The following is a 23,432-nucleotide window of genomic DNA, read 5'->3' as shown; positions in this document are numbered from 1 at the left end:
CGCTCACGCCGCCATCTGCCGGCAAGCCTCCGCGCAGCGGCGGCAGGCCTCCGCGCACGCCTGGCAGTGCGCGTGCGAATGCTTCGCGCACTCGGCCCCGCAGGCCGTGCAGATCTCCGCGCACAGCCGGCAAATGGCCGGCGCATGGGCACTGTCGCGCGCCATTGCCGCTGCGGCGAGCTGGCAGATCGCGGCGCAATCCATGTCGAGCGCGATGCAGGCAGCCATCATCTTCACGTCGTCCTCGTGCAGGCAGGCGGCAGCACAGTGGCTGCAGGCCATCGCGCAGTCGTTGCAGGCATCGATGCATTGCCGGTACTTCTCATGGGCCATGGTTTTCTCCTGAAGTGAATGCCGGCGGCGAGCCGGCCTCGAGAACAACCATCACGCGACCCGAGCATCTCGCCATGACGGACGTGCGGCCTACAGGATGTACGACGATTTCCGAAACAAGGTTGAGCGAGGAGAGAGACCAGACCTCGCCTGGCAATTCCACTGGGTGGAATCGGGAGGCTGCGCTGGACACGCTTGCAGCCTAAGCTTGGTGCACGCCTCGCTCACGAGGAAACAAGGAGAGACAACCATGCGTGCATCCCCTCGCCTCCCGCTGCTGGACCGCCGGCGCTTCCACAAGCTCGCGACCACGGCCGCACTGCTTGTATTGACATCCACGCCTGCCTTCGCGGCCTTTCCCGACAAGCCGCTGCGCATCGTCGTGCCGTTCGCGCCGGGCGGCGGCACCGATGCCATCACGCGCTCGCTCGCCATCGGCATGGCGCAGGCGCTGGGCCAGCCGGTGATCGTGGACAACAAGCCGGGCGCAGGCACCATCATCGGCAGCGACGCGGTCGCCAAGAGCGCGCCCGACGGCTACACGCTGGTGATGGCGACCTTCGCGCATGCCGTCAACCCGGCCCTCCAGCCGAAGCTGCCCTACGACACCGACAAGGCCTTCGCGCCGGTTGCGCTGGTCGGCGTCTCGCCCAACGTGCTGGTGGTGCGCGCCGATCAGCCCTACAAGAGCGTCGCCGAGCTCATCGCCGCAGCCAAGGCGAAGCCCGGCAAGCTGACCTTCGCCTCGCAGGGCAACGGCACCTCGGCGCATCTCGCCGGCGAGCTCTTCAAGAGCCTTGCCAAGGTTGACATCACGCATGTGCCCTACCGCGGCGCCGGCCCGGCCATGACCGATCTGCTGGGCGGCCAGGTGGACATGATGTTCGCCACGGCGGCGGCGGCGCGTCCCTTCGTCAGCGCGGGAAAGATGCGCGCGCTCGCGGTCACCACGGCCCGGCGTTCGCCGGCCTATGCCAACGTACCCACCCTGGCCGAGGCCGGCGTGGCGGGCTATGCGGCCGAGAGCTGGTACGGGCTCTATGCCGCCGCCGGCACGCCCAAGGACGTGATCGCCCGGCTCAACGACGCCGTGCGCCAGGCCGCGAAGGCAGAGGCCTTCGTGAAGCAGACGCAGTCGGAGGGCCTGGCGGTCGACGTCACGCCGCCGGAGGGTCTGGAGCGCTACGTGCGTGCCGAGGAGGTGCGCTGGCGCAAGGTCGTCAAGGACGGAAACATCACCACCGATTGAAGAGAAGCATCATGACCACCAGTTCCCAGATCCGGCTCGACGTCGAAGCCGGCATCGCCACCCTGACCCTCGACCGCCCCGAGAAGCGCAACGCGATCAGCGACGCCATGCGCACCGAGCTGATCGCCGCGCTGGAGCAGGTCGCGGCCGACGCAGCCATTCGCGCCCTGGTGCTGACCGGCACCGGCAAGGGCTTCTGCGCCGGTGGCGACGTGGCCGGCATGCAGCGGCGCATGGAAGCGCCGGCCGGCGCGGTCGGCTTCAACGGCTGGACGCGCCAGCAGCGCGTGCACCACTCCATCGACCTGCTGCATACGATGCCGAAGCCGGTGATCGCGGCGGTGAACGGTTCGGCCAACGGCCTGGGCGCCGACATGGCGCTGGCCTGCGATTTCGTGATCGCCTCGGAAGGAGCCAGCTTCGCGTGGAGCTACATCAAGCGTGGCCTGATTCCCGACGGCGGCGGCATGTACTTCCTGCCGCGCCGCGTGGGGCTGTCGCGCGCCAAGCAGTTGATCTTCACCGGGCGCAAGGTGGAGGCGGCCGAGGCGCTGCAGCTGGGCATCGCCGACCGCGTCGCCCGCGCGGACACGCTGTTGGCCGAGGCGCAGGCCTGGGCACGCGAGCTCTCGCAGGGCTCGGCGGCAGCGCTCGCGCTGGGCAAGTCGATCATCGACCGCAGCTTCGAATTGCCGGCCGAGCAGGTCTTCGCGCAGGGCAGCCAGGCGCAGGGGATCTGCTATACGACGCAGGAGCATCGGGACGCGGTGCTGGCGTTTCTCGATGGGGGCAAGGGGAAGTCGTCTTGAGCACCCATTCGTGTGCTCTTTGGCGAAGCAAGAGAAAGTGACTCGGCCGCCGGGACGAACCCCCGGCTCCAGCCTCCGAACAAGCGCCACGTACCCAAGGAATCCCCCATGTCCGAACAAGATGCCCTCACCCGCCTGCTCAAGCCCCGCAGCGTAGCGGTGATCGGCGCCTCCGCCGACCCCACCAAGACCGCCGGCCGCCCCGTCGCCTACCTGCAGCGCCACGGGTTCAAAGGAGCGATCTACCCGGTCAACCCACGCACCCCCGAGATCGCCGGCCTGAAGAGCTACCCCGACGTCCCATCGCTCCCCGAAGCGCCGGATGTCGGCATCGTCCTGCTCGGCGCCGAGCGCGCGCACGAGGCCGTGCGTGCACTGGCCGATCGCGGCACCGCCGCCGCGATCGTGCTGGCCAGCGGCTACACCGAGGTCGGCGAGGAAGGCGCGCGCAGGCAGCGGCAGCTGCTGGAGGCCGCCGGCCGCATGCGCATCCTGGGCCCCAACACCATCGGCCTGGTCAACCTCACCGACGGCATCACCCTCTCGGCCACCGGCGCGCTGGAGATGGAAGGCTTCGAGGCCGGGCCGATCGGCGTGGTCTCGCAAAGCGGCGGCATCCTGGGCGCACTGCTCTCGCGCGCCGCGGCGCGCGGCATCGGGTTGTCGAAGCTGATCTCCACCAGCAACGAGGTCGACCTCGACCTGTCCGATTTCGTGGACCACCTGGCGGACGACGAAGCCACGTCCGTCATCGCGCTCTACATGGAGGGACTGCGCAACCCGTCCAAATTCCGCGCCGCGGCGCTGAAGGCGGCAGGCAAGGGCAAGCCGGTGGTGGTGTTCAAGGTCGGCCGCTCCGAGGCGGGCGCAAGCGCGGCCGTGTCGCATACCGGCGCGCTGGCGGGCGCGGACCGCATGTACGACGCACTGTTCCGCGAGCTGGGCGTGATCCGCGCCCAGACCTTTGCGGACCTGCTCGACATTCCGGCCGCGCTCGCGACCCGGCGCGCACCCCGCGGGCGCCGCGTTGCGGTGCTGACTTCCACTGGCGGCGCCGGCACCCTGGTGGCCGACAGCCTCGGCAGCGCGGGCTTCGAGACGCCCGCACCCGATGCGGAGACCGCCGCGGCCCTGCGCGCGCTGCAGTCGGGCGAGCAGGCCGTGCTGGACCGCAACCCGATCGACGTCACGCTCGCAGGCCTGCAGCCCGAACTGCTGCGCGGCGCGATTCGCGCACTGCTCGCCAGCCCCTCCTACGACGCGGCGGTCGTGATCGTCGGCTCCTCCGGGCTCGCGATGCCGCAGCTGATGGCCGACGCAATCCACGACAGCCTGCCCGGCAGCGACAAGCCCCTGCTGGTCTACGTGAGTCCGCACGCGCCAGGCATCGCGAGCCAGTTGAACCAGCGCGGCGTGCCCGCCTTCATGGCGCCTGAAAGCTGCACCAGTGCCTTGGCCGCGATGCATGCGCATGCGAGCTGGACCGGACCGCACGCAGAGCCGGTGGATCAGGCCCTGTCGAACGCAGACGACCTGCCCGGCGGATCGCTGGACGAGCAACAGGCCAAGCAGCTCTTCGCGCGCTTCGGCGTGCCGTGCACGCGCGAGATCGTGGTGGCCGATGCGCAGCAGGCGCAGCAGGCCGCGCGTGATCTGGGCGGCGCGACGGTGCTGAAGATTCTTTCCGGCGAGATCACGCACAAGAGCGACGTGGGCGGCGTGGCGGTCAACGTCTCCGCCGAGCAGATCGGCCCGCGCCTCGAGCGCATGGCCGCCGAGGTCGAGACGCACACCGGCGTGCGGCCGCAACGCTTCCTGGTCCAGCAAATGGTGAGCGGCGGCGTGGAGCTGATCCTCGGCCTGCACCGCGATCCGCTGGGCAGCGCGGTGCTGCTGGGCATGGGCGGCGTGACGGCCGAGCTGCTGAAGGACACCGCATTGCGCATGCTGCCGCCGGGCGGCCTCACGCGCGAACAGGCGGCCGCGCTGGTGCGCGAGCTCAAGACCTGGCCGCTGCTCGACGGCTTTCGCGGACGCCCCGTGTGCGACGTCGAGGCCCTGGTCTCGGCCATCGTGGCCTTCTCGCAGATGGCGGCGGCGCTGGGCGAGCGGCTGGCGGAAGCGGAGATCAACCCGCTGTTCGTGCTGCCGCAGGGCCACGGCGTGCTCGCCGCCGACGGCGTGGCCGTGCTCGCGGCCTGAACATCGATCGACAACAACAACTGGAGACGAGCCATGAATCCGAAGCGCCTTTCGCGCCGCCATTTCAACGCCTCGCTGGGCGCGGGGCTTGCACTCGCGGCCCTGGCACCCGCGGTGCGGGCACAGGACTTCCCGTCCAAACCGATCCGCATCGTCGTGCCCTTCGCGCCCGGCGGCCCGACGGACCTGATGGCGCGCGCCATCGGCAAGACCATGTCCACCAGCCTGGGGCAGCCGGTGATCGTCGACAACAAGCCGGGCGGCGGCGGCGTGATCGGCATGAGCGAGGTGGCACGCGGGCCGGCCGACGGCTACACCCTGGTCTTCCCCTCCATCCTCGCGGTCACCAACCCGGCGCTGATGGCCAACTATCCCTTCGACACGCTGCGCGACTTCGCGCCGCTGACGGTGGTGGGCTTCATCCCGCACGCGGTGGTGGTGCGGCCCGACTTTCCCGCGAAGTCGCTGGCCGAGCTGGTCGCGATGGGCAAGGCCAAGCCGGACAGCCTGTCCTATGGTTCCTCGGGCAACGGCACCTCGGCGCACCTGGGCGCCGCGCTCTTCGTGCAGCGCGCGGGCATCCGTGCGACCCATGTGCCCTACCGCGGCGCGGGCCCGGCAGTGCAGGACCTGCTGGGCGGGCAGATCCAGTTCATGTTCCTGGACATGAGCTCGGCGCTGGCGCAGATCAAGGCCGGCAAGCTGCGCGCGCTGGCCGTGGCGCCCAAGTCGCGCTTTGCCGGCCTGCCCGACGTGCCGACCGTGGCCGAGCAGGGCTATCCCGGCTTCGACGTGCATGGGTGGTACGGCCTGCTGCTCAAGGCAGGCACGCCGGCACCGGTGATGCAGCGGCTCTATTCCGAGGTCCGCCGCGCCCTCGACACGGCCGAGGTGCGCGAGATCTTCCAGGCCCAGGGCATCGAGCCCGGCGGCATGCCGCCGGCAGAGTTCGCCACGCTGGTCCGCGACGACCTGGCGCTGTGGAAACGCACCGTGCAGCAGTTGGGCATCACGCTGCAATAAAAACGCCCATGCGCATCGCCATTCCCGACGATTACCAGGACTGTGTCCGGACGCTGGCCTGCTTCGACAGGCTCGCGGGCCACGAGGTCCGCATCTTCAACGACACGGTGAAGGGCACCGATGCACTCGCAGCCCGCTTCGCCGATGCAGAGTCGATCGTGCTCACGCGCGAGCGCACGCGCATCGACGCCGCCCTGCTCGACCGACTGCCCCGCCTGCGCCTGATCAGCCAGACCGGCAAGCTGGCGGACCACGTGGACCTGGCGGCCTGCACCGCGCGCGGGATCGTGGTGGCCGAGGGCCGCGGGGCCGGCGCCTCGACGGCCGAGCTGGCCTGGGCGCTGACGCTGGCCAGCCGCCGCCACCTGGTCGACGAGGCCGTACGCCTGCGCCGGGGACTTTGGCAGGGGCACCTGGGGCAGCAGCTCGGCGGCCAGCGACTGGGCGTCTGGAGCTACGGCCGCATCGGCCGCCAGGTGGCCGCCTATGGCCGCGTCTTCGGCATGAAGGTGTGGGTCTGGGGCCGGGAGGGCTCGACACAGGCGGCGCTGGCCGACGGCTTCGAGCGCGCGCCCTCCCAGGAGGCCTTCTTCGAGGAAAGCGACGTGATCAGCCTCCACATCCGGCTGAACGCCCAGACCGCCGGCATCGTGCGCGAACACGACCTGGACCGCATGAAGCGCGACGCCCTGCTGGTGAACACCAGCCGTGCCGAGCTGATCGCGCCCGGCGCCCTGGAACGCGCGCTGCGGCGCGGCCGGCCCGGCTTCGCGGCCGTCGACGTGTTCGAGGAGGAGCCCCTGCAAGGCACGGGCCACCCGCTGCTGGGCCTGCCGAATGCCCTGTGCACGCCGCACATCGGCTACGTGGAGCGCGACAACTACGAGCGCTACTTCGGCATTGCCTTCGATCACATCAACCAGTTCGCCAACGGCATCCTCGTGGACGTCGTCAACCCCGAAGCGCTGGCGTCCGCTCGCCGCTGAACCCGCCGCTTGGGCCGCAAGGCGGTGCCATCATTGCCCGCATGTGCATGACGCGAGGTGCAGACAAGCAATGAACGGCGCCGAGATCGACGAGAAGCCCGGGCGCTCTCCCGCCAACCGCTCGCTGGAGCGCGGCGTGGAGATCCTGCGCGCCTTCAGGCCCGGCTCCGAACTGCTCGGCAATGCCGAGCTGGCGGACCGCACCGGGCTGTCGCGCTCCACCGTGAGCCGGCTCACCCAGACGCTGGTGGGCACCGGCCTGCTGCACCTGGATGTGCGCCGCCGAGCCTACCGGCTGGCCCCGGCGGTGCTGAGCCTGGCGCACGCGATGCGCTCGGGCTCGACCATCCTGGGCATCGCCGCGCCGAAGATGCGCGCGCTGGCCGAGGCCCGCCGGATCAATGTCGGCCTGGCAGCGCCGGACCGGGACGAGATGGTGTACCTCGAGTCGATCCGGTACAACCGGCGCGTCTCGTTGCGCAGCGTGGTGTCGGGCCAGCGCGTACCGATGGAGCTCACCTCGCTCGGGCGCGCCTACCTGGCCGCCGCGCCGGAGCCGAAGCGCAAGGCGCTGCTCGCGCTGTTCAGAAAGCGCCGCCAGGGGCAATGGCCCACGCTGGCCGAGGAGATCGAGCTCGCGATGCAGAGCGTGTGGCAGCGCGGCTACTGCGCCGCCGCCTGGCAGCCCGAGGTGGTTGCGCTCGCCGTGCCGCTGCGCTGGGAGGGGCAGCCCCGCTACGCGCTCAACCTGAGCGTCTCCACGGCGGAGACGGTGCGCAGCGTCGAGCAGGAGCTCTCGGGCGCGCTGCTGGCGCTGGCCGCCGACATCGAGGGCACGCTCGCGAAGCAGGCGTGACATGCGTGCCGGAAATCCGGGCAGAGACGCTATATTGCGTCACCCCCACCGCCACTGCCACCGTCACCCTGCATGGACAACGACGAGGTCAACCAGCTGCTCGTACGCATCGGCCGCGAAGATCAGGCGGCCTTTCGCCAGCTCTACAAGGCATTCAGCCAACGGGTCTACGCGTACGCGCTCAACATGCTGAGCGACCACGCGCGGGCCGAGGAAGTGCTGGTGGACACCCTCTACGAGGTCTGGCGCCATCCCGATCGCTTTCGGGGCGACTCGCAGTTTTCCACCTGGCTCATCGGGATCGCGCGACGAAAGGCGCTGATGGTGTATCGCGCGCGCCGGCCCGACGAGGTGCATGCCGATCTCGAGGACATCGCCGAAGTCACGGCTTCGGACACACCCGACGGCTATGCGGAGCTGGCCGGCAAGCAGCGGCGCGAAGGCGTGCAGCACTGCATGGGCAAGCTGTCGGACGAGCATCGCGAATGCCTGCACCTGGTGTTCTACGAGGGCATGGGCCTCGCCGAGGTGGCGGAGATACAGAATTGTCCCGAGGGCACCGTCAAGACGCGCCTGTTCCACGCGCGCCAGAAAATCAAGAAATGCCTGCAGTCCCTGCTGCGCAGCGAAGGAAGCGCTCCCGAGGGCAAAGGCGCCCTCGCCTCCTGAACGGCGCTTGCGATCTCCCTCGCGTGCGCTTAAAAATAAACTGAACCATCCGCAAGGCTCGCGCAACCCAGCGGCATCATGAACAAACGCTTCGAAGAACTGCTCCCCTGGTACGCCAACGGTTCGCTGGGAGCCGAAGACCGTGCCTGGGTCGATGCCTACCTGCAACAGCACCCGGAGGCCAAGAGCGAACTGGACTGGTATCGCTCGCTGCAGGCGCGGGTCCAGGAAAGCGCCCCGGCCGTGCCGCCGACGATCGGCCTGGCGCGCGCGATGCGCCTGATCCAGGGCGACCGTCCAACCCTGTCCGAACGCATCGGCGCCTTCTTCGGCAACCTGGGCATGCGCCCGAGCTATGCGATTGCCGGGCTGGCGCTCGTGATGGTGCAAGGCGGCGTGATCCTGAACCTGCTGGGCAACGCCCGCGAGGACGCCGACCAGATCCGCGCCCTGAACGCGGTTCGCGTCGAAGAGGGCCCGATGCTGAAGATCAGCTTCGCCCCTGACGCCAAGGAGGCCGACATCCGCCTGCTGGTGGTCCAGGTCGGCGGCGAACTGGCCGGCGGGCCGGGGCAGCTCGGGGACTATTACCTGCGCGTGCCGGCCGGCAGCGAAGCAGCGGCGCTGGCCCGGGTGCAGGCGGCCCCGATCGTCCAGACCGCCTCGCTGGCACCCGGCGTGCCGCCTCGGGAGTAGAGCGCCATGGCCACGCTGCTGACTCGCCGAACGCTGCTGCAAGGCGCCTTGGGCGCCGCGGCGCTGCCTTGGGTCGGTCCTGCCATGGGCGCCCCTGCCACCGCCGGCACCAAAGGCGCCGAGTCGCGCATCGCGCTGGTGATCGGCAACGGCGCGTACCGCGCCGCACCGTTGAAGAATCCGCCTGGCGACGCCGCCGCGGTTGCGGGTGCATTGCGCGGTCTTGGCTACGACGTGACCCTACGACAGGACACGCGGCTGCCGGACCTGATCGAATCGCTGCGCGAGTTCTCGATGCGCGCGCCGAAGGCATCGGTCCGCATGCTGTTCTACGCCGGCCACGGCGTCCAGGTGAAGGGCCGCAACTACCTGGTGCCGATCGACGCCGACCCGCTGACCGAGGAAGACATCCAGCGCCAAAGCGCGGACGTCGGCGAGTTCGTCGACCGGCTCAGCGCCATCCGCACCGGCATCAACATCGTGGTGCTCGACGCCTGCCGCGTGAACCCGTTCGCCGGCGGCGTCATCGTCGGCCCCGATGGACGACGGCTCAAGTTCCGCGGCGCGACGCCGGGGGGGCTGGCAACGCTCGATGCACCCGTCGGCACCCTGGTGGCCTTCTCGACCGCGCCCAACGGCGTGGCGCTCGACGGCGCCAGCGGCAAGCACAGCGTGTACGCGCGCCACCTGCTGGCCAACCTGCCGACGCCGGGGCTGCAGATCGAGCAGCTCTTCAAGCGGGTGCGCATCGGCGTGGCCGAAGACACCGGCCGCGTGCAGGTGCCTTGGGAGTCGTCGAGCCTGACGGCGGACTTCTGCTTCAAGTCGGACGACAAGGGGCGTTGCGGGTAGATCAACACTCACGCGTGATCTTCCAAGAACCGCTCGAGCTCACGCGCAAAGCGCAGCGGCTCGCTGACATGCGGCGAATGACCGGCACGCGGGTAGACCGAGATCTGCGCATGCTTCACCGTCTCCCGATACCACGCATCGAGCGGCAGCCCGGCGTAGTGCGGGCTACGCGCTCCCAGCACGACCAGCAGCGGCGCGTCGAGGCGCGACAGCGAAGCGCGGAAGTCGGCCTGCGCCATCGACTCGGCAAGGTCGAGCAGCGGCCGGATGTCGATGCTTCCCAGGCGCCGCCGCAGCATCCGTCCCAGCGATGTCTCGACGCCCAGCTGGCGCCTGAGCCAGGCGCCGCCGAGTGCGCCGACCTCGTTCAGCAGCGCCTCGGCCAGGTCCTGGCGCGCGCCCGCGATCAGCCCCGAGAGCATCGCAGCGCTGCAGCCGCCGAAGAGCCCGAGACGCCAGCTGTCGTCCGTCACGATGCGCGGCGACTGATCGACCAACGCCACCGCCGCGACGCGCTGGGTGCCATGCAGATGCAGGTATTGCATCAGCGTCAGCGCGCCCATGGAATGCCCGACCAGCACCGCGCGCTGCAGCCCGAAGTGGTCGAGCATCTCGGCCAGGTCGGCGGCCAGGCGCGCGAGCGTGATGCTGCCGCGCACCGGCCGGCAATGGCCATGGCCGCGCGCGTCCCAGGCGAGCACGCAGTGGCGCCGCGCCAGCCGCCGGGCCACCGGCATCCAGTCGCTATGGGAGCACCCGACCCCGTGCACCAGCACCATCGGCGGGCCCTTGCCAAGCACGTACACGGGAACGATCTGGCCATCGCTGGCCGTGAAGCTGTCGAATTCGCCGGCGGCGGGCGAGCCGAGATTCACCAGCCCGAAGTTGCGCAGCGCGGTCAGGGTGCCGCGCAAGCCGGTCAGGCGCGGCGGGTGTGAAGGCGGATCTGGCGGAGCCCTGTCGAGCATGGCGGGCCATCCTACGCTGGCGCGCAGCCCACCCGAAATCGGCTCGAACCCTTCTCGGGCTCATCGTCGCGAAATTCGTTTGAACCGAATCAGGAACGGGCGCAACCCATGGAGCGGGAAGGCAGGCAAATCGGCAAGCCCCACCACAAACCTCGTTCCATCACTCTCAGGAGATCATCATGCAAATCGTCCGCAAAGCTTCCGTTCTTGTCGCCCTTCTCGGTCTTGCCGCGGGTGGCGCGATGGCCGGCGAAATCACGGGTTCGACGGTGCTGTCCACCGGTGCCGTCAACACCTCGGCAGGCTTCCTGTCCACGGCGCGCCAGAACATCGGCGTGGCCGAGCAGAACGGCAAGATCACCAACAGCACCGTGATCGTCAACGGCGCCAACAACACGGCCGCCGGCTTCCTGTCGACGGCGACGCAGAGCGTGGGCCGCGCCACGCAGAACGGTCAGATCAAGAACAGCACGGTCATCGCCACCGGCCTGAACAACGTGGCTGCCGGCTTCCTCAGCACCGCCACGCAGGACGTGGGCTTCGCCAAGGACAACGGCGTGGTCGAGAACTCGACGGTCATCGCCAACGGCGCCAGCAACACGGCCGCCGGTTTCCTGTCCACGGCTCGCCAACAGATCGGCGGCGCGCAAGGCAACGGCAAGCTGTCGAACTCGACGGTGATCGCCACCGGCTCCGTCAACACCGCCGCCGGCTTCCTGTCCACCGCCGACCAGAGCATCGGCGTCGCCAAGTAAGCCGCTGCCGGCTTTCCTTCCGGCCTCCTCGGTCCCGGCCCGCCCGCGCACCTGCGCCGGCGGGTCTTTTCCATGGCAGGAGCCCGCGCCTGCCGGTGCTGCCTCTGCAAATGCGAATTGCCTTGAACCGTTTCGCAATGCGCAGCAACCCATGGAGCGGAAGGCAAGCAAGCGCATGCCGCCCACCCTCAAGCCACCAACCCTTCAGGAGATCCACCATGAAAGCCGCTTCCAAACTTTCCGTCCTCGCCGCGCTGGGCCTCGTCTTCGGTGCCGCCATGGCCGGCGAGATCACCGACTCCGGCGTGTTCTCGACCGGCACGGTCAATACCTCGGCCGGCTTCCTGTCCACCGCGCGCCAGAACGTCGGCGTGGCCGAGCAGAACGGCAAGATCAAGAACACGGCCGTGATCGTCAACGGCGCGGTGAACACATCGGCGGGTTTCCTGTCGACGGCCAACCAAAGCATCGCCCGCGCCACCCAGAACGGCCAGATCAGCCAGACCGCCATCGTCGCCCAAGGCGTGAACAACACCGCCGCCGGCTTCCTGAGCACGGCGAACCAGGAAGTGGGCTTTGCGAAGGACGACGGCAAGGTCCAGGGCAGCTTCGTCGGCGCTACCGGCGTGAGCAACGTGGCCGGCGGTTTCCTGTCCACGGCGCGCCAGCAGATCGGCGGTGCGCAAGGCAGCGGCAAGCTGACGAACTCGACGGTGCTCGCCACGGCGCAGGTCAACACCGCTGCCGGCTTCCTGTCCACCGCCGACCAGAGCGTCGGCGTCGCGAAGTAAGCCCTCTTCGATCTTCTTTCCACGCGCCGGCGTTTCCCTCGCCGGCGCCTTCCCACCCAGGAGACCACCATGAATGCAAGCTTCGCCCTCACCGCCCGCATCGTTCTCGCCGCCGTCACGCTGGGCGCCGGCGCCCACGCACTGGCGGGGCAGGAGCTGATGGGTGTCGACACGCGCTTCCGCGCAAAGATCGCCAAGGAAAAGATCCGCATCGCCGCGCAGGAGCGCAAGGCGGACGAGCAGGGGAAGTCACAGGGAAACTCCTCGGACTCCAGCACCTGCGGGAGTCAGAACATCGGCAACATCGACACCGGCGGGCGCATCGGCGCCTCGCCGCGCGAGGTGTTCGTGTTCGCGCCCAACGCGATCAACATCGTCGGCCGCGGCGGGTGCCGCTGAGCGCAACGCCCCGAACAAAAGGGAGATGTCATGAAACCGCCCAAGGTCGCGCGCCTCCTCGCGCTTTCCGCCGCCCTCGCTGCCCTGGCAGGCTGCCAGACGCTCGAAGTCAGGCAACCCACCATCGACCAGACCAACGAGATTCGCAAGGGCCCCGAAGACCGGCCCCAGCGCTCGATCACCGGCTTCTCGCATGCGCTGCGCTGCATGGACACGCTGCTGCTCGACTACGGCGTGCGTGACATCACGATGCTGACCGAGGAAATCAGCGACGAAACGAAGAAGCTCAACGCCGGCACGCGCGACATGCTGATCTCGTCGGTGTCGGACATGTCGCGCCGCAGCCGTGCGGTGCGCCTGGTCGCCTTCGGCAAGGACACGGCAAACGTCATCAGCTATCTCGCTTCGGCGCAGAGCGCGGCGGCCTACCAGGCGATTCCGCTCTACGACATCAAGGGCTCCGTCTCGCAGTTCGACGAGAACCTGGTCAAGAACCAGAAGGACATCGGCATCGGCTTCGCCCCTTTCATCAACCTCGGCGCGGCGAAGGACGCGGGTTCCAGCATGCTGGCGCTCGACCTGAGCGTGCTGACCACCAGCGACATGGCGGTGCTAGCGGGCGTCACCTCGCGCAACTCGGTGATGATCCTGAAGCAAGGCAGCGGCATCGACGGCGATGCGGCGTACCACAAGTTCGGCATCAACTACAGCATGAACCTGGCAAAGGCCGAAGGCCAGACGCAGGCGCTGCGCGGGCTGGTCGAGCTGGCCGCGGTCGAACTCATCGGCAAGCTCACCAAGACACCCTACTGGACCTGCCTGGGCGTGACCGAACCGAAGAAGAACGACGAGACGCGCCTCGAGATGTTCGACTGGTACCACGCGATGGCCTCGACGCGCATCGAGCTGATCGCCTATTTCCAGAACCAGCTGCGCCGGCGCGCGTTCTACGACGGCCCGATCGACGGCGAATTCAACCCGGCGATCGACGAGGCGATCGCGAACTACCGCGCTGCACTGGGCCTGAGCCGCGAGGCCGTGCTCAACGAGGAATTCTTCTACGCCTTCCTCGCCGCCGATCACACCAAGATCCAGCGGCCCGAGCAGCCCGCGCACTACATCGCACCGGCGACCGTGGCAGCGGCCCCCACATCGATCCCGGTGGTGGCAAGCGCAGCATCCGCCTCGCCCGCCGCGGCCTCGGCAGCTGCCGCAACTGCGTCGGCCCCGTCAGCGGCGGCGCCGCTGAAGCTGGCACTGACGGCTCCCAGGCAGCAGACCCGTTTCGCCAAGGGCGAGTCGATCAGCCTCTCCCTCGCACCCTCTCAGGACGCGCATGTCTACTGCTACCTGCAGGACGAGGATTCGAAGGTCATACGGTTCTTCCCGAATCGCTTCGCCCGCGACTCACGCATCGCCGCGGCCCAGCCGCTCACGCTGCCTGGCGCCATGCGCTTCCAGCTCACGATGAATACGAAGGGCGTGCCTGAGACCATCTCCTGCTTCGCAACCCAGCGCGACGTGATGGCTTCGCTGCCGCAAGCCCTGGTCGGCACCGACTTCGAACCCCTCCCCGGCGCCACGCTCGAGTCGATCCGCGGCGCTTTCCTCAAAGTCGGTGGCGGCACGCTCGCCCAGGAGAACTTCCGTGTCCAAGTCAAATGAATCCCTTCCTGGCCGTGCGAAGTGGCTCGGCATCCGCCTGGCCGCCGTGAGCGGGGTCGCGCTCGCCGCCGTCGTCGGTCTGCTGCAACTGCCCTTCGGCGCGACCGCAGGTGTCACGACCGCTGCCGCTGCCACCGATGATCGCGCCGTCTCCGCGCTCCCGCCGGCGCCCCCGCCCCCGCCCCCCGCCTCTGCGGCGTCGGCGAGGCAAAGGGGACAGGGCACCTATCGGCTGCGCTGCTGGCAGTACGGCCGGCTGTTGTTCGACGAGGGGCCGGTCACCCTGGGCCCCGAGGCACGGCAGGCCGCGAAGTTGGTGGCGACCGATCGCCACGGCGGATCGGTGATCGTCACCGACTCCGGCTGGACGACCTGCCAGGCGCGCCCGTTCCCCCCGGAGCCCAACCTCGCGCTGCCGCGCTGAGGCCAGGGCCCGCCTTCATCAGGAGCTGCGCCATGAGCTGGTTCACCCGAGCGTTCCCGGGTTGGGGGGCGCTCCGCGCGTCGGCCCTGGCCGCCGGCTCGGCCGCGGCACTTGCCGCCGCCCTGGCCGAGCCGGCCCACGCGGCTACCGAGTCCCGCAGCGTCGCGGACTTCGACCAGGTGGTGTTCGCCGTTGCCGGCGAAGTCAGCATCGAACAGGGCGCCAGCGAGACGCTGACGCTGGAAGCCGAGCCCGCGGTGCTGCGCAAGATCACGACCGAGGTCCGCGACCGGCGCCTGCTCATCGGCCTGACGCCCGGCCGCATCGAGACCCAGCAGCCGATCCGGATGAAGCTCGGCGTCCGGATGCTGCGTGCATTCGAGTCGCGCACTGCCGGCGAGATCAGCATCGGAGCACTGCGCAGCGATGCGCTCGCGCTCGTGCTGGCAGGCGGCGGCTCGATCCGTCTCGATCGCCTGGACGATGCGCGCAGCCTCGACGTGCGGATCAGCGGCGCTGGTGAAGTTGCAGTCGGGGGCGGCAAGGTGGTCGCGCAGCAGCTTGCCATCACCGGCATGGGCCGCTATTCGGCGCCCAGGCTCGCCAGCGAGCGGGCCGAAGTCGCGATCGACGGGAATGGCGAAGTGCGGCTTGCCGCCAGCAGCACGCTGGCCGTGCGCATCAGCGGGGTTGGCCATGTGCGCTATCACGGCGACCCCGTGGTGACGCGTTCCATCCGCGGCGTCGGGACGATCGAGAAAGATTGAACCTGGCTGGCGGCGCTCGCAACCCATGGGTATCGACGAATTCAACGCCACGCTCAAGGAGTCCTGCCATGAATCGCTACCTCAGCACCCTCGCCCTCGCCCTTGCCGCCGCCTTCCTGACGCCCCAGGTCAAGGCCGAGAAGGTGATCATGTACCGCGAAGGACAACTCGTGAACCCGCACGAGGTGGCGGCCGTGCTCGGCAACAAGACACGCTCGATCCGCCTGCTCGACGAGGCGCCAGTAGCAGCAACCCCGACGAAGTATGTTGCGGCCGCGGCCGTCGCGCTGGCGAAGACCTCGGCACGCGTCCCGGCCCGCATGTCCGCTGGGCCTGACGATGTCGCCGCCGAGGCCTCGGCCTTGTCCCTGCCGGTGCGCTTCGCATTCGACTCTTCCGACATCCTCCCCCCCGCGCGGGCCCAGCTCGATGCATTGGCCGAAGGCATCAAGCTGCTTGCGCCGAACAGCATCGTCACGGTCGAAGGCCACACCGATGCTGTCGGGAGCGATGCCTACAACCTCGAGCTCTCGCGCTCCCGCGCGCGCGCCGTGCGTGACTACCTGGTGCACCGGCACGGCATCGATGCCGCCCGCCTGAAGACGGTCGGCTATGGCGAAGCGCAGCTGGTTGAGGCGGCGGATCCCACGGCGGCAGTGAACCGACGTGTGCAGTTCCGCGGCAGTTGAACGGGCGCCTGGGGCGCAACGGCTGCGTCCTTCCCCTTGTGCCTCGGATGCGCAGCACGGAGAATCGAATGCGATCGTCCCTGGAGGTGCTCAGACTGTGTCGAAACTTGCATCTCTTGCTCTGGGGGCTTGCTGCTTCCGCCCCCGAAAGAAGGTTGGGTTGGGGGCACCAGGCTGTCGATTGGTCTCGTGTGCTTGGTTTGAGGCTGGAGCCGGGGCGTCGTCCCGGCAGCCGAGTCACTTTCTTTTGCTTCGCCAAAAGAAAGTAACCAAAGAAAAGGCGACCCCACTGGCCGCGACCCTCCGCTTCGCTACGGGCAACCTGCGGTGCTCGCTTTTCGCGGGGTCCGCGCAAACTCGCTGCGCTCAAACACGCGCGGCCCTGATCCGCGAAAAGCTCCGCTCCTCGGCGCGGCCAGAGGGGACTTGGAATTCAACGCGCCATGGCGCGTACTTGTGTGGAATGCAGGTCGGCGTGAGCTCTTGCTCCTCGCTCACGCTGACTCTCATGCACATGCACATGCACATGCACATGCACATGCACACGCACACCCACGGACGCGCACAAGCACAAGCACAAGCACAAGCACACGCACACGCTCGTGCTCGTGCTCGTGCTCGTGCTCGTACCCGTAGCGATGCTCATGCTTATGCACTGTCATACGCGGCCGCCCTTGCCCCTCTTCGAGGCCTTGCGCAGCGAGGCCGTTGGTGGCCGAGCGAAGCGATGGCCCGACCGTTCCCCAATCCCCTCTGCGCGTGCCGAGGAGCGGAGCTTTTCGCGGATCAGGGCCGCGCGTGTTTGAGCGCAGCGAGTTTGCGCGGACCCCGCGAAAAGCGAGCACCGCAGGTTGCCCGTAGCGAAGCGAAGGGTCACGCGCAGTGGGGTCGCCTTTTCTTTGGTTACTTTCTTTTGGCGAAGCAAAAGAAAGTGACTCGGCTGCCGGGACGACGCCCCGGCTCCAGCCTCAACACAAGCACACGGTACCGATCGACAGCCCGGTGCCCTCACCCCACCCCCTTCCCGGAGGGAGAGGGAGAGGGAGCAAGACCATGAGCCTCCCAAACGTCCAGGAACCCGGTGGAGTGACCCGCCGCCCCCTCCTCGCCTGCATCGCCCTGGCCCCCACCCTCTGGAGCGCAACCTGCCTTGCCCAGTCCCAGTCCCAGTCCCAGTCCCAGCCCCAATCCCAACCCCAGCCAAAGCTCGAAGTCTCCAGGCAACGCCGAGTCGCCCTCGTCATCGGCAACGGCCGCTACCCCGAGATCCCGCTGAACAACCCCGAGCACGACGCCCGCCTGGTCGCTCAGACCCTGCGCTCGCTCGACTTCGAAGTCGGAGAGCACCTCAACCTCAAGGCCCGCGACTTCAAGCGTGTGCTGCGGGAGTTCGCGCGCCGCATGGACGACGACCAGGTTGCATCGGTCTTCTACTACGCCGGCCATGGCGTGCAGATCGGGGGGCGCAACTACCTGCTGCCGATCGACATCGCACTGCGCGACGAGGCCGAAGTGCGTGACGAGGCGATCGACATGCAGGAAGCGCTGCTCGGGCATGTCGACCGCGTCCGTCCGCGTGCCCGCATCTTCATCATCGACGCATGCCGCAACGACCCCTTTGCGGTGCGCGGACGATCGCGCAACGCCAACGGCCTGGCCGAGATGGCGGCGCCAGGGGCGCTCATCGCTTTCTCCGCAGCCCCTGGCGGGGTCGCCGAGGATGGCCCGATCGGCGGCAACAGCGTCTACACGAAGCACCTTGCCACCGAGCTGCGCTCGGTCGGCGTCGAGGTCGAGGAAATGATGAAGGCGGTCCGCGTCAAGGTGCTGCGCGACACCGCCCAGCGCCAGATTCCCTGGGTCAACACCTCGATGGTCGTGAACTTCATGTTCAACCCCGGGACCGCGCCGACACTGGCCAGCCCCAAGCGCAACCTGCAGCTGCTCGTGCAGGCGCAACGCAGCCTGAACACCGATGCGCGCAACGCGTCGGCGTCGCTGGCGCTGCGCGTCTATGTGCTGCGCGATGCGGGCGGGTTCGAGAAGGCGAGCTTCGACAGCCTCTATGACGATGACGAAGCGACCCTCGGGTCGAACGTGCTGGTGCGCGAAAGCCTGCACCTGCGCCCCGGCGAGGCGCGCGAGCTGGCGCTCGAACTGAGCGGCGACGCACGTGCCGTCGCGGTGTTCGGTGCGTTCCGGGAGATCGAGCACTCGCAGTGGCGTGCCATCCTGCCCTTGCCCTCCGGGACGCTGGCGCCGCGCGCACGCATCGACGCTCAGGCGCGCCAGCTGCAACTGGGATGGGCGAAATGAACCGGGAGCCGGAGGGCGCCGACGAGCCGGCCGCCGCGCGTGCGCTGCGCGCACAGGCGCTGCCCCTGGTCGCGCTGTTGGCGGGCCTGCGGGATGCGACGCCGGCCGACCCGGCCGCATTGCGCCGCACGCTGGCAGAGGCGGTGAACCGTTTCGAAGCCGGTGCGCGAGCGGCCGGCATCGCCGAGCCAGACATCGCGGCCGCAAGCTACGTGCTGTGCGCCTGGGGCGACGAGCAGTTCGACGCCGCGCCATGGGGCGCGGAAGGTGCCGGCCTGCTGCGCTGCTTCCACGGCGAGGCCCAGGGCGGCGACAAGCTGCTGCGCCTGCTCGCGCGGCTGGCGGAGAAGCCGCGCGAGCACCGCGCGCTGCTCGAGCTCTTCCACACCTGCCTGAGTCTCGGGCTGCGGGGGCGCAGCGCGCTCGGCGACCGCGAACACGAAACCCTGCGCTCTCGCGTGCACCTTGCGCTGCAGCAGGTAGCGCCGGCGCCGCCGCTGGTGGCGCCCTGGCAATGCGCGGCGGCAGCCGCCAGCCCGCCGCGCGCGCCGCGCGTCGCGCTGCCGGCCGTGCTGCTGCTCGGCGTGCTGGCCCTCGGCATCTACAGCGCAACCCAGCTGCAGCTTGCAGCGCGTGTCGACGGCGTGTTGGCGTCCTTGCAGAAAATCGTGCCGGCTGCCAGCGCCACGGCGGCGCCCGCGGCTGCCGTGGCGGAGGCGCCGCCGCGGCTGGCCTCGAAGCTGCGTGACGACATCGCGGCCGGCCGCTTGTCCGTGCGCGACGAGGCGCTGCGCAGCGTGGCCGTGCTCGGTGCCGATGCGCTGGGTGACGCGAGCGGCCCGCTGGCACGCCTCGGCGCAGCGCTTGCGAAGCTGCCCGGCAAGGTCGTCGTGGTGGGTTACACCGACGGCAGCGATCCCCCGACGGCGCGCACGCCCTCGGCCTGGCACCAGGCAATGGAATGGGCACGCGGCGCCGCCGATTCGCTGCGGCCACAGCTCGGCGATGCGCGGCTGGCCGTCGAAGCCCGTGTCGATGCCTCGGGCAGCCAGCCGCTGCGCCGGGTCGAGATCGTGCTGTTTCCGGAATGAAGCCGTCGATCCGCTTCGCGCAAGGCGCAGTGAACCTCGGCGCCGCAGGCGCCCTGCTGTGGTTCGCGGCACCGCTCCTCGCCTTCGGCACCTGGCATCCCTTCGATGAGGTGCGCGCGCGCGCCGCTTTGCTGGCGCTGGCCGCGCTCGTGCTGCTCGGCGCGCGCGCAGTGCGCCTGCTGCTGGCCAAGCGGCGCAACGAGCGCCTGCTCAAGAGCCTCGAAGCGGGCGATGCCGGGCCCGAGCTGAGCCAGCGTTTCCGGCAGGCGCTCGCGATGCTGCGCCAGGGCATCGAGGCGAAGGGCCGCCAGCGCTGGTGGCAAGGCCGGCGGCAGGTGCAGCAGATGCCCTGGTACCTGATCATCGGCGCGCCAGGCGGCGGCAAGACCACGGCGCTGCTGCATTCGGGCCTGCGCTTTCCGCTCGCCGAACGGCTCGGGCGCGATCCGCTCGCGGGCACCGGCGGCACGCGTCAATGCGACTGGTGGTTCAGCCAGGACGCCGTCTTCATCGACACCGCAGGACGCTACACGACCCAGGACAGCGACACCGAGGCAGACGCCCGCGAATGGCAGCAGTTCCTCGCACTGCTGCGCCGGCACCGGCCCGTGCAGCCGATCAATGGCGTGATCGTCAGCGTGAGCGTGCCCGACCTGCTGCACGGCGGCGAGGAACTCGCACGCCAGGCGGCAGCGGTCGCGGCGCGCCTGGACGAATTGCGGCGCGAGCTCGACCTCGCGTTTCCGGTCTACCTGCTGGTGACCAAGGCCGACCTTCTCGCCGGCTTCGTCGAAAGCTTCGGTGACCTCGACGCAGCGCAGCGCGAGCAGCTCTGGGGCCTGGTGTTCGATGCCGATGCGGCCGGCATTCCGGCCGATCTCGGACCGCGTCTGTCGGATCTGGCCCAGCGCCTGGGCCGGCGGGGCCGCGAGCTGCTGCAGCAGGAGCACACGCCGCAGCGACGCCTCCCCATCTACGCCTTCGCGGCACAGTTCGACGCCCTGCTCTCACCGCTCGAACGATTCGTGCGCAAGGCCTTCGCCGGCATTGCCGCCGAACCGTCGCAGCGCCTGCGCGCGATTGCGCTGACGAGCGGTACGCAGGAGGGCAATCCGATCGACCGGGTCATCGGCGAACTCGCACGCAGCCACGGCCTGCGACTGAAGCCGCTGGTGCGGCCCGATGCCGGTGGCAAGTCCTTCTTCCTGAATTCGCTGCTGAAGCAACTGGTGATCGCCGAAGCGCCGCTGGCGGGCCAGCGGCTGCAGCGGATGCGTTGGCGCCGGCGAGCTGCCATGTTCGGGGCCGGGTTTGCCGCTGCCGCGCTGCTCGCCGCCTCGGCCCTGTGGTGGCAGAGCTACCGTCGCAACCTCGACTATGTCGACAGCGTGCGCATGCGCGTGGAGCAGCTGACCCAGCGCATCGGCTCTCTGGACTCGGCCAGCCTCGAGCAGGTGCTGCCGCTCTATTCGCTGCTCGAACGCCTGGCGGCGAACGATGGCATCGATCCGAACGTTGCCCCTGCCGGCTTCGGATTCGGGCTGTTCCAGGGGCCGCGCCTGGCACGCTCGGCGGAACAGGCCTACCGAGAGATGCTCGATCGCAGCCTCGCGCCGCTGCTCATCGAGCGCTTGCGACGCGACCTGCGCGAAGCCGAGGACAGCGCGACGCGCTACGAGGCGCTGCGCGCTTCGTTGATGCTGGCCAGCCCGGAGCGGCTGGTCCGCGGCGAGTTGAGGCCTTGGGCCGAGCAGACGCTGGCGCACTCGGGCGGCGCGGGGGAGCGCGCCGAATGGGCGCGCCATGTCGGGACCCTGCTCGAACGCAGCGGGCTGCCCGAGGCGATGCGCTCCGACGAGGCCGGGGTGCGCGCGGCGCGCAGCGCGCTCGCGGCATTGCCATTGGCGCAGCGCGTGCACGAGCGCCTGCTGCGGCGCATTGCCGACACCGAGCCGCCGCAGGACCTGCCCACGCGCCTCGGCGCGGCGGGTGCGCTCGTGTTCGCGGCGTCGAGCGCCGGGCCGATGCCGGAACACTCGAGCGCCGCCGACTGGCGACGCAAGCTCGTGCCCGCGCTCGATGCCACGCTGGACGAACTCGCGAACGAGGCCGACTGGGTGCTCGGCGACGCGGGCGGCGAGGTGCGGCGCCTGCAGAAAGACCGCGCCTGGCGCGACGACATCGCCACGCAGGTCGGCAAGCGGCACGCCCAGCGCGTGATCGCGGCCTGGTCGCGCCAGCTCGATGCCCTTGCGTTGGCGCCCGCCACGGATGCCGAGAGCGCCTCCCGCCAGGCGTCAAATCTCACGGCGCCCGATTCACCGCTGCGCCGCCTGCTGACACGCCTGGCCGACGAGTTCAGTGCAACGCCGCAGGGCGACAGCGCAGCCGAGGGCGCCTTCGATGGTGCGCTGCGGGCACGCTTCGCCAGCCTCGGCGACTACGCCGCGGGGGCCGGGCCGCAAGCTCTCGACCGCCTTCAGGCCCTGGTCACCGCCAGGCGCGACGAAGCCGCCAACGCCGAGATCGACGCCACCTTGCGCACCGAAGCCGCTCGTGCGCCTGCCGCGCTGCGCAAGGTCTACGGCGGACTCGGGACCTTGATGCGCTCGCGTGGCGGGCCCAAGCCGGGCTTCGACGCCGCGCTCGCCGAGCTCGCGCAGACCTGCAGCGCGTTGACGCGCGAGCGCTTTCCCTTCGGCGCCGCCGCGCTGCGCGACATGGCGCCGTCCGACTTCGCGCGGCTCTTCGGACCCGGCGGCCTGTTCGACGAGTTTCGGCGCAACCAGTTGAGCGAACGGGTCGATACGTCGAGCCGGCCGTGGAAGACCCGCGGCGCAACGGGCGATGCAGCGATGCCGGACGCATTCGAGCGGGCGGCGGCGATCGGTGCGCTGTTCTTCCCCGCAGGTGCGCCAATGCCCGAGCTCAAGCTGCGCCTCACGCCGCTGCGCATGGACGCCGAGCTGCTGCAGTTCAGCGTCGATGTCGATGGGCAGTTGCTGCGCTTCGAGAACGGGCCGCCGCGCTCCAAGGAGCTGGTCTGGCCTGGGCCGGCTTCGACCCTGAAAGTGCTGATGCGCATCCTGCCGCCCGGTCCCGGCGGCGTCGGCGCCGAGGTCCATGAAGGCGCGTTCGCCTGGGTACGGGTGCTGTTGCGAAGCGAGTGGAAGGGTGAGCGGAGTGCGCCGGCGCGCTTGGCCCTGGTCGTCGATACACGCACCCTCGAGGTCGAGGCGAGCGCAGCCGGCGCGCCCGAGGCCGATATCTGGACCCTCCGCGAGCTGGCACGGTTTCGCTGCCCGCAAGCCACATGGTGAAGCTGCCTTCACGTCGCGTGTGCTGGTACGGCAAGCTGCCCACGCGCGGCGACTTCGTCGGCCGCGGCCTGCCGGCGCGTTGGCGCAGCGATTGGGACGGCTGGCTGCAAAGGGGGCTGGCCTTGGCCGCCACGACGCTGGAAGGGGCTGCGCTGCAAGAGCGCCTTCGCGGCTTCGCGACGTGGCGCTACCTGGCGCTGCCGGCGCCGGGCGAGATCTGGTGCGGCATCGTCGTGCCGTCGCACGATCGCGTCGGGCGTGCGTTTCCGCTGACGCTCGTCGAGCGCTTGGCTGGGCCGGTGTCGCCGGGCGAAAGCGCCGCGCGGCTCGCGTCGCTGCTCGGCGCGGCAGGGGAAGGACCTGAAGCGCTGGAGGCGGCGATTGCCGCCCTGCCGCCGTGCGCTGCCGGAGAGGAATTCCGGTCTACCGAAGCTTGGCCGCCGGAGCCGTCCAGCCTGTGGTGGCCGCTCGCTGCTGCGTCCGATGGCCTTCCCAGGATGGCGGGTTGGCCGCCGGAGCCGGGGCTGCTGCTTGAACTGCTGGATATTCGACCTACGTTGGGCAGTTGACAA

At 69.6% G+C, this 23,432-nt stretch carries 22 protein-coding genes; 20 read left to right on the top strand and 2 right to left on the bottom strand.

Going from position 1 to position 23,432, the window contains the following annotated elements; translation table 11 throughout:
• Nucleotides 1–3 precede the first annotated feature (3 nt).
• The gene (locus G3W89_RS10910) at nucleotides 4–333 is read right to left on the bottom strand and encodes a four-helix bundle copper-binding protein (protein ID WP_162574101.1); all 330 of its coding nucleotides are present in this window, start codon (nucleotides 331–333) and stop codon (nucleotides 4–6) included.
• Between the two features lie 250 nt (nucleotides 334–583).
• On the opposite strand from G3W89_RS10910, the gene G3W89_RS10905 reads away from it, so the two are divergent.
• From G3W89_RS10905 to G3W89_RS10865, 9 genes are all read left to right on the top strand, one after another.
• The gene (locus G3W89_RS10905) at nucleotides 584–1,582 is read left to right on the top strand and encodes a tripartite tricarboxylate transporter substrate binding protein (RefSeq protein ID WP_162574100.1); all 999 of its coding nucleotides are present in this window, start codon (nucleotides 584–586) and stop codon (nucleotides 1,580–1,582) included.
• Nucleotides 1,583–1,593: 11 nt separating this feature from the next.
• The gene (locus G3W89_RS10900) at nucleotides 1,594–2,391 is read left to right on the top strand and encodes an enoyl-CoA hydratase/isomerase family protein (protein WP_162574099.1); all 798 of its coding nucleotides are present in this window, start codon (nucleotides 1,594–1,596) and stop codon (nucleotides 2,389–2,391) included.
• 108 nt (nucleotides 2,392–2,499) lie between these two features.
• Nucleotides 2,500–4,593, top strand: a complete 2,094-nt coding sequence (locus G3W89_RS10895) for an acetate--CoA ligase family protein (protein ID WP_162574098.1) — start codon at nucleotides 2,500–2,502, stop codon at nucleotides 4,591–4,593.
• A 33-nt stretch (nucleotides 4,594–4,626) separates the two neighbouring features.
• The gene (locus tag G3W89_RS10890; protein WP_162574097.1) at nucleotides 4,627–5,616 is read left to right on the top strand and encodes a Bug family tripartite tricarboxylate transporter substrate binding protein; all 990 of its coding nucleotides are present in this window, start codon (nucleotides 4,627–4,629) and stop codon (nucleotides 5,614–5,616) included.
• Between the two features lie 8 nt (nucleotides 5,617–5,624).
• Nucleotides 5,625–6,602 carry a D-2-hydroxyacid dehydrogenase family protein gene (locus G3W89_RS10885; RefSeq protein ID WP_162574096.1) on the top strand — a complete coding sequence of 326 codons (978 nt, stop codon included), beginning with the start codon at nucleotides 5,625–5,627 and terminating at the stop codon, nucleotides 6,600–6,602.
• A gap of 70 nt (nucleotides 6,603–6,672) precedes the next feature.
• Nucleotides 6,673–7,458, top strand: a complete 786-nt coding sequence (locus tag G3W89_RS10880; protein WP_162574095.1) for an IclR family transcriptional regulator — start codon at nucleotides 6,673–6,675, stop codon at nucleotides 7,456–7,458.
• A gap of 72 nt (nucleotides 7,459–7,530) precedes the next feature.
• Entirely contained in the window at nucleotides 7,531–8,127 is a 597-nt protein-coding gene (locus G3W89_RS10875; protein WP_162574094.1) for an RNA polymerase sigma factor, read from the top strand.
• A gap of 78 nt (nucleotides 8,128–8,205) precedes the next feature.
• Complete coding sequence (locus G3W89_RS10870) at nucleotides 8,206–8,823, top strand: anti-sigma factor (RefSeq protein WP_162574093.1); 618 nt, start codon at nucleotides 8,206–8,208, stop codon at nucleotides 8,821–8,823.
• Between the two features lie 6 nt (nucleotides 8,824–8,829).
• Nucleotides 8,830–9,675 (top strand): caspase family protein, encoded by an 846-nt coding sequence (locus G3W89_RS10865; RefSeq protein ID WP_162574092.1) that lies wholly within the window; start codon nucleotides 8,830–8,832, stop codon nucleotides 9,673–9,675.
• A gap of 8 nt (nucleotides 9,676–9,683) precedes the next feature.
• Here G3W89_RS10865 and G3W89_RS10860 read toward each other — a convergent pair whose 3' ends face one another.
• Entirely contained in the window at nucleotides 9,684–10,643 is a 960-nt protein-coding gene (locus tag G3W89_RS10860) for an alpha/beta fold hydrolase (RefSeq protein ID WP_162574091.1), read from the bottom strand.
• 179 nt (nucleotides 10,644–10,822) lie between these two features.
• Between G3W89_RS10860 and G3W89_RS10855 the strand changes: the two genes are divergently transcribed.
• From G3W89_RS10855 to tagF, 11 genes are all read left to right on the top strand, one after another.
• Complete coding sequence (locus G3W89_RS10855) at nucleotides 10,823–11,398, top strand: hypothetical protein (RefSeq protein ID WP_162574090.1); 576 nt, start codon at nucleotides 10,823–10,825, stop codon at nucleotides 11,396–11,398.
• Between the two features lie 218 nt (nucleotides 11,399–11,616).
• A complete protein-coding gene (locus tag G3W89_RS10850) occupies nucleotides 11,617–12,189 on the top strand; it encodes a hypothetical protein (RefSeq protein ID WP_162574089.1) in 573 nt (190 codons plus the stop codon).
• Nucleotides 12,190–12,258: 69 nt separating this feature from the next.
• Nucleotides 12,259–12,588, top strand: coding sequence for a hypothetical protein (locus tag G3W89_RS10845; RefSeq protein WP_162574088.1), 330 nt, complete (start codon nucleotides 12,259–12,261; stop codon nucleotides 12,586–12,588).
• Between the two features lie 30 nt (nucleotides 12,589–12,618).
• On the top strand, nucleotides 12,619–14,253 hold the full coding sequence (locus tag G3W89_RS10840) for a DUF4384 domain-containing protein (protein ID WP_162574087.1): 1,635 nt from the start codon (nucleotides 12,619–12,621) through the stop codon (nucleotides 14,251–14,253).
• A complete protein-coding gene (locus G3W89_RS10835) occupies nucleotides 14,237–14,677 on the top strand; it encodes a hypothetical protein (RefSeq protein WP_162574086.1) in 441 nt (146 codons plus the stop codon). The genes G3W89_RS10840 and G3W89_RS10835 overlap by 17 nt, the downstream gene beginning before the upstream one ends.
• Before the next feature lie 32 nt (nucleotides 14,678–14,709).
• Complete coding sequence (locus tag G3W89_RS10830) at nucleotides 14,710–15,444, top strand: GIN domain-containing protein (RefSeq protein WP_162574085.1); 735 nt, start codon at nucleotides 14,710–14,712, stop codon at nucleotides 15,442–15,444.
• Nucleotides 15,445–15,512: 68 nt separating this feature from the next.
• A complete protein-coding gene (locus G3W89_RS10825; RefSeq protein ID WP_162574084.1) occupies nucleotides 15,513–16,133 on the top strand; it encodes an OmpA family protein in 621 nt (206 codons plus the stop codon).
• 1,053 nt (nucleotides 16,134–17,186) lie between these two features.
• Nucleotides 17,187–18,449: a type VI secretion system lipoprotein TssJ gene (tssJ, locus tag G3W89_RS10820; RefSeq protein ID WP_162574083.1), complete on the top strand. Its 1,263-nt coding sequence runs from the start codon at nucleotides 17,187–17,189 to the stop codon at nucleotides 18,447–18,449.
• Complete coding sequence (locus tag G3W89_RS10815) at nucleotides 18,446–19,540, top strand: DotU/TssL family secretion system protein (RefSeq protein WP_162574082.1); 1,095 nt, start codon at nucleotides 18,446–18,448, stop codon at nucleotides 19,538–19,540. Before tssJ ends, G3W89_RS10815 begins: the two co-directional genes overlap by 4 nt.
• On the top strand, nucleotides 19,537–22,860 hold the full coding sequence (gene tssM / locus G3W89_RS10810) for a type VI secretion system membrane subunit TssM (RefSeq protein ID WP_162574081.1): 3,324 nt from the start codon (nucleotides 19,537–19,539) through the stop codon (nucleotides 22,858–22,860). The genes G3W89_RS10815 and tssM overlap by 4 nt, the downstream gene beginning before the upstream one ends.
• On the top strand, nucleotides 22,854–23,429 hold the full coding sequence (gene tagF, locus G3W89_RS10805; RefSeq protein WP_162574080.1) for a type VI secretion system-associated protein TagF: 576 nt from the start codon (nucleotides 22,854–22,856) through the stop codon (nucleotides 23,427–23,429). The genes tssM and tagF overlap by 7 nt, the downstream gene beginning before the upstream one ends.
• The last annotated feature ends 3 nt before the right edge of the window (nucleotides 23,430–23,432 follow it).

Source organism: Variovorax sp. PBL-H6 (genome assembly GCF_901827155.1).
Classification (GTDB): Bacteria; Pseudomonadota; Gammaproteobacteria; order Burkholderiales; family Burkholderiaceae_C; genus Variovorax.
Note: the sequence above shows the minus strand (reverse complement) of the source record. Positions and strands in the feature narration are given on the sequence as shown.

What these genes read in the sequence shown, in the direction of transcription:
- G3W89_RS10910 (WP_162574101.1), bottom strand. Translation starts at nt 333, where the DNA reads ATGGCCCATGAGAAGTACCGGCAATGCATCGATGCCTGCAACGACTGC.
- G3W89_RS10905 (WP_162574100.1), top strand. Translation starts at nt 584, where the DNA reads ATGCGTGCATCCCCTCGCCTCCCGCTGCTGGACCGCCGGCGCTTCCAC.
- G3W89_RS10900 (WP_162574099.1), top strand. Translation starts at nt 1,594, where the DNA reads ATGACCACCAGTTCCCAGATCCGGCTCGACGTCGAAGCCGGCATCGCC.
- G3W89_RS10895 (WP_162574098.1), top strand. Translation starts at nt 2,500, where the DNA reads ATGTCCGAACAAGATGCCCTCACCCGCCTGCTCAAGCCCCGCAGCGTA.
- G3W89_RS10890 (WP_162574097.1), top strand. Translation starts at nt 4,627, where the DNA reads ATGAATCCGAAGCGCCTTTCGCGCCGCCATTTCAACGCCTCGCTGGGC.
- G3W89_RS10885 (WP_162574096.1), top strand. Translation starts at nt 5,625, where the DNA reads ATGCGCATCGCCATTCCCGACGATTACCAGGACTGTGTCCGGACGCTG.
- G3W89_RS10880 (WP_162574095.1), top strand. Translation starts at nt 6,673, where the DNA reads ATGAACGGCGCCGAGATCGACGAGAAGCCCGGGCGCTCTCCCGCCAAC.
- G3W89_RS10875 (WP_162574094.1), top strand. Translation starts at nt 7,531, where the DNA reads ATGGACAACGACGAGGTCAACCAGCTGCTCGTACGCATCGGCCGCGAA.
- G3W89_RS10870 (WP_162574093.1), top strand. Translation starts at nt 8,206, where the DNA reads ATGAACAAACGCTTCGAAGAACTGCTCCCCTGGTACGCCAACGGTTCG.
- G3W89_RS10865 (WP_162574092.1), top strand. Translation starts at nt 8,830, where the DNA reads ATGGCCACGCTGCTGACTCGCCGAACGCTGCTGCAAGGCGCCTTGGGC.
- G3W89_RS10860 (WP_162574091.1), bottom strand. Translation starts at nt 10,643, where the DNA reads ATGCTCGACAGGGCTCCGCCAGATCCGCCTTCACACCCGCCGCGCCTG.
- G3W89_RS10855 (WP_162574090.1), top strand. Translation starts at nt 10,823, where the DNA reads ATGCAAATCGTCCGCAAAGCTTCCGTTCTTGTCGCCCTTCTCGGTCTT.
- G3W89_RS10850 (WP_162574089.1), top strand. Translation starts at nt 11,617, where the DNA reads ATGAAAGCCGCTTCCAAACTTTCCGTCCTCGCCGCGCTGGGCCTCGTC.
- G3W89_RS10845 (WP_162574088.1), top strand. Translation starts at nt 12,259, where the DNA reads ATGAATGCAAGCTTCGCCCTCACCGCCCGCATCGTTCTCGCCGCCGTC.
- G3W89_RS10840 (WP_162574087.1), top strand. Translation starts at nt 12,619, where the DNA reads ATGAAACCGCCCAAGGTCGCGCGCCTCCTCGCGCTTTCCGCCGCCCTC.
- G3W89_RS10830 (WP_162574085.1), top strand. Translation starts at nt 14,710, where the DNA reads ATGAGCTGGTTCACCCGAGCGTTCCCGGGTTGGGGGGCGCTCCGCGCG.
- G3W89_RS10825 (WP_162574084.1), top strand. Translation starts at nt 15,513, where the DNA reads ATGAATCGCTACCTCAGCACCCTCGCCCTCGCCCTTGCCGCCGCCTTC.
- tssJ (WP_162574083.1), top strand. Translation starts at nt 17,187, where the DNA reads ATGAGCCTCCCAAACGTCCAGGAACCCGGTGGAGTGACCCGCCGCCCC.
- G3W89_RS10815 (WP_162574082.1), top strand. Translation starts at nt 18,446, where the DNA reads ATGAACCGGGAGCCGGAGGGCGCCGACGAGCCGGCCGCCGCGCGTGCG.
- tssM (WP_162574081.1), top strand. Translation starts at nt 19,537, where the DNA reads ATGAAGCCGTCGATCCGCTTCGCGCAAGGCGCAGTGAACCTCGGCGCC.
- tagF (WP_162574080.1), top strand. Translation starts at nt 22,854, where the DNA reads ATGGTGAAGCTGCCTTCACGTCGCGTGTGCTGGTACGGCAAGCTGCCC.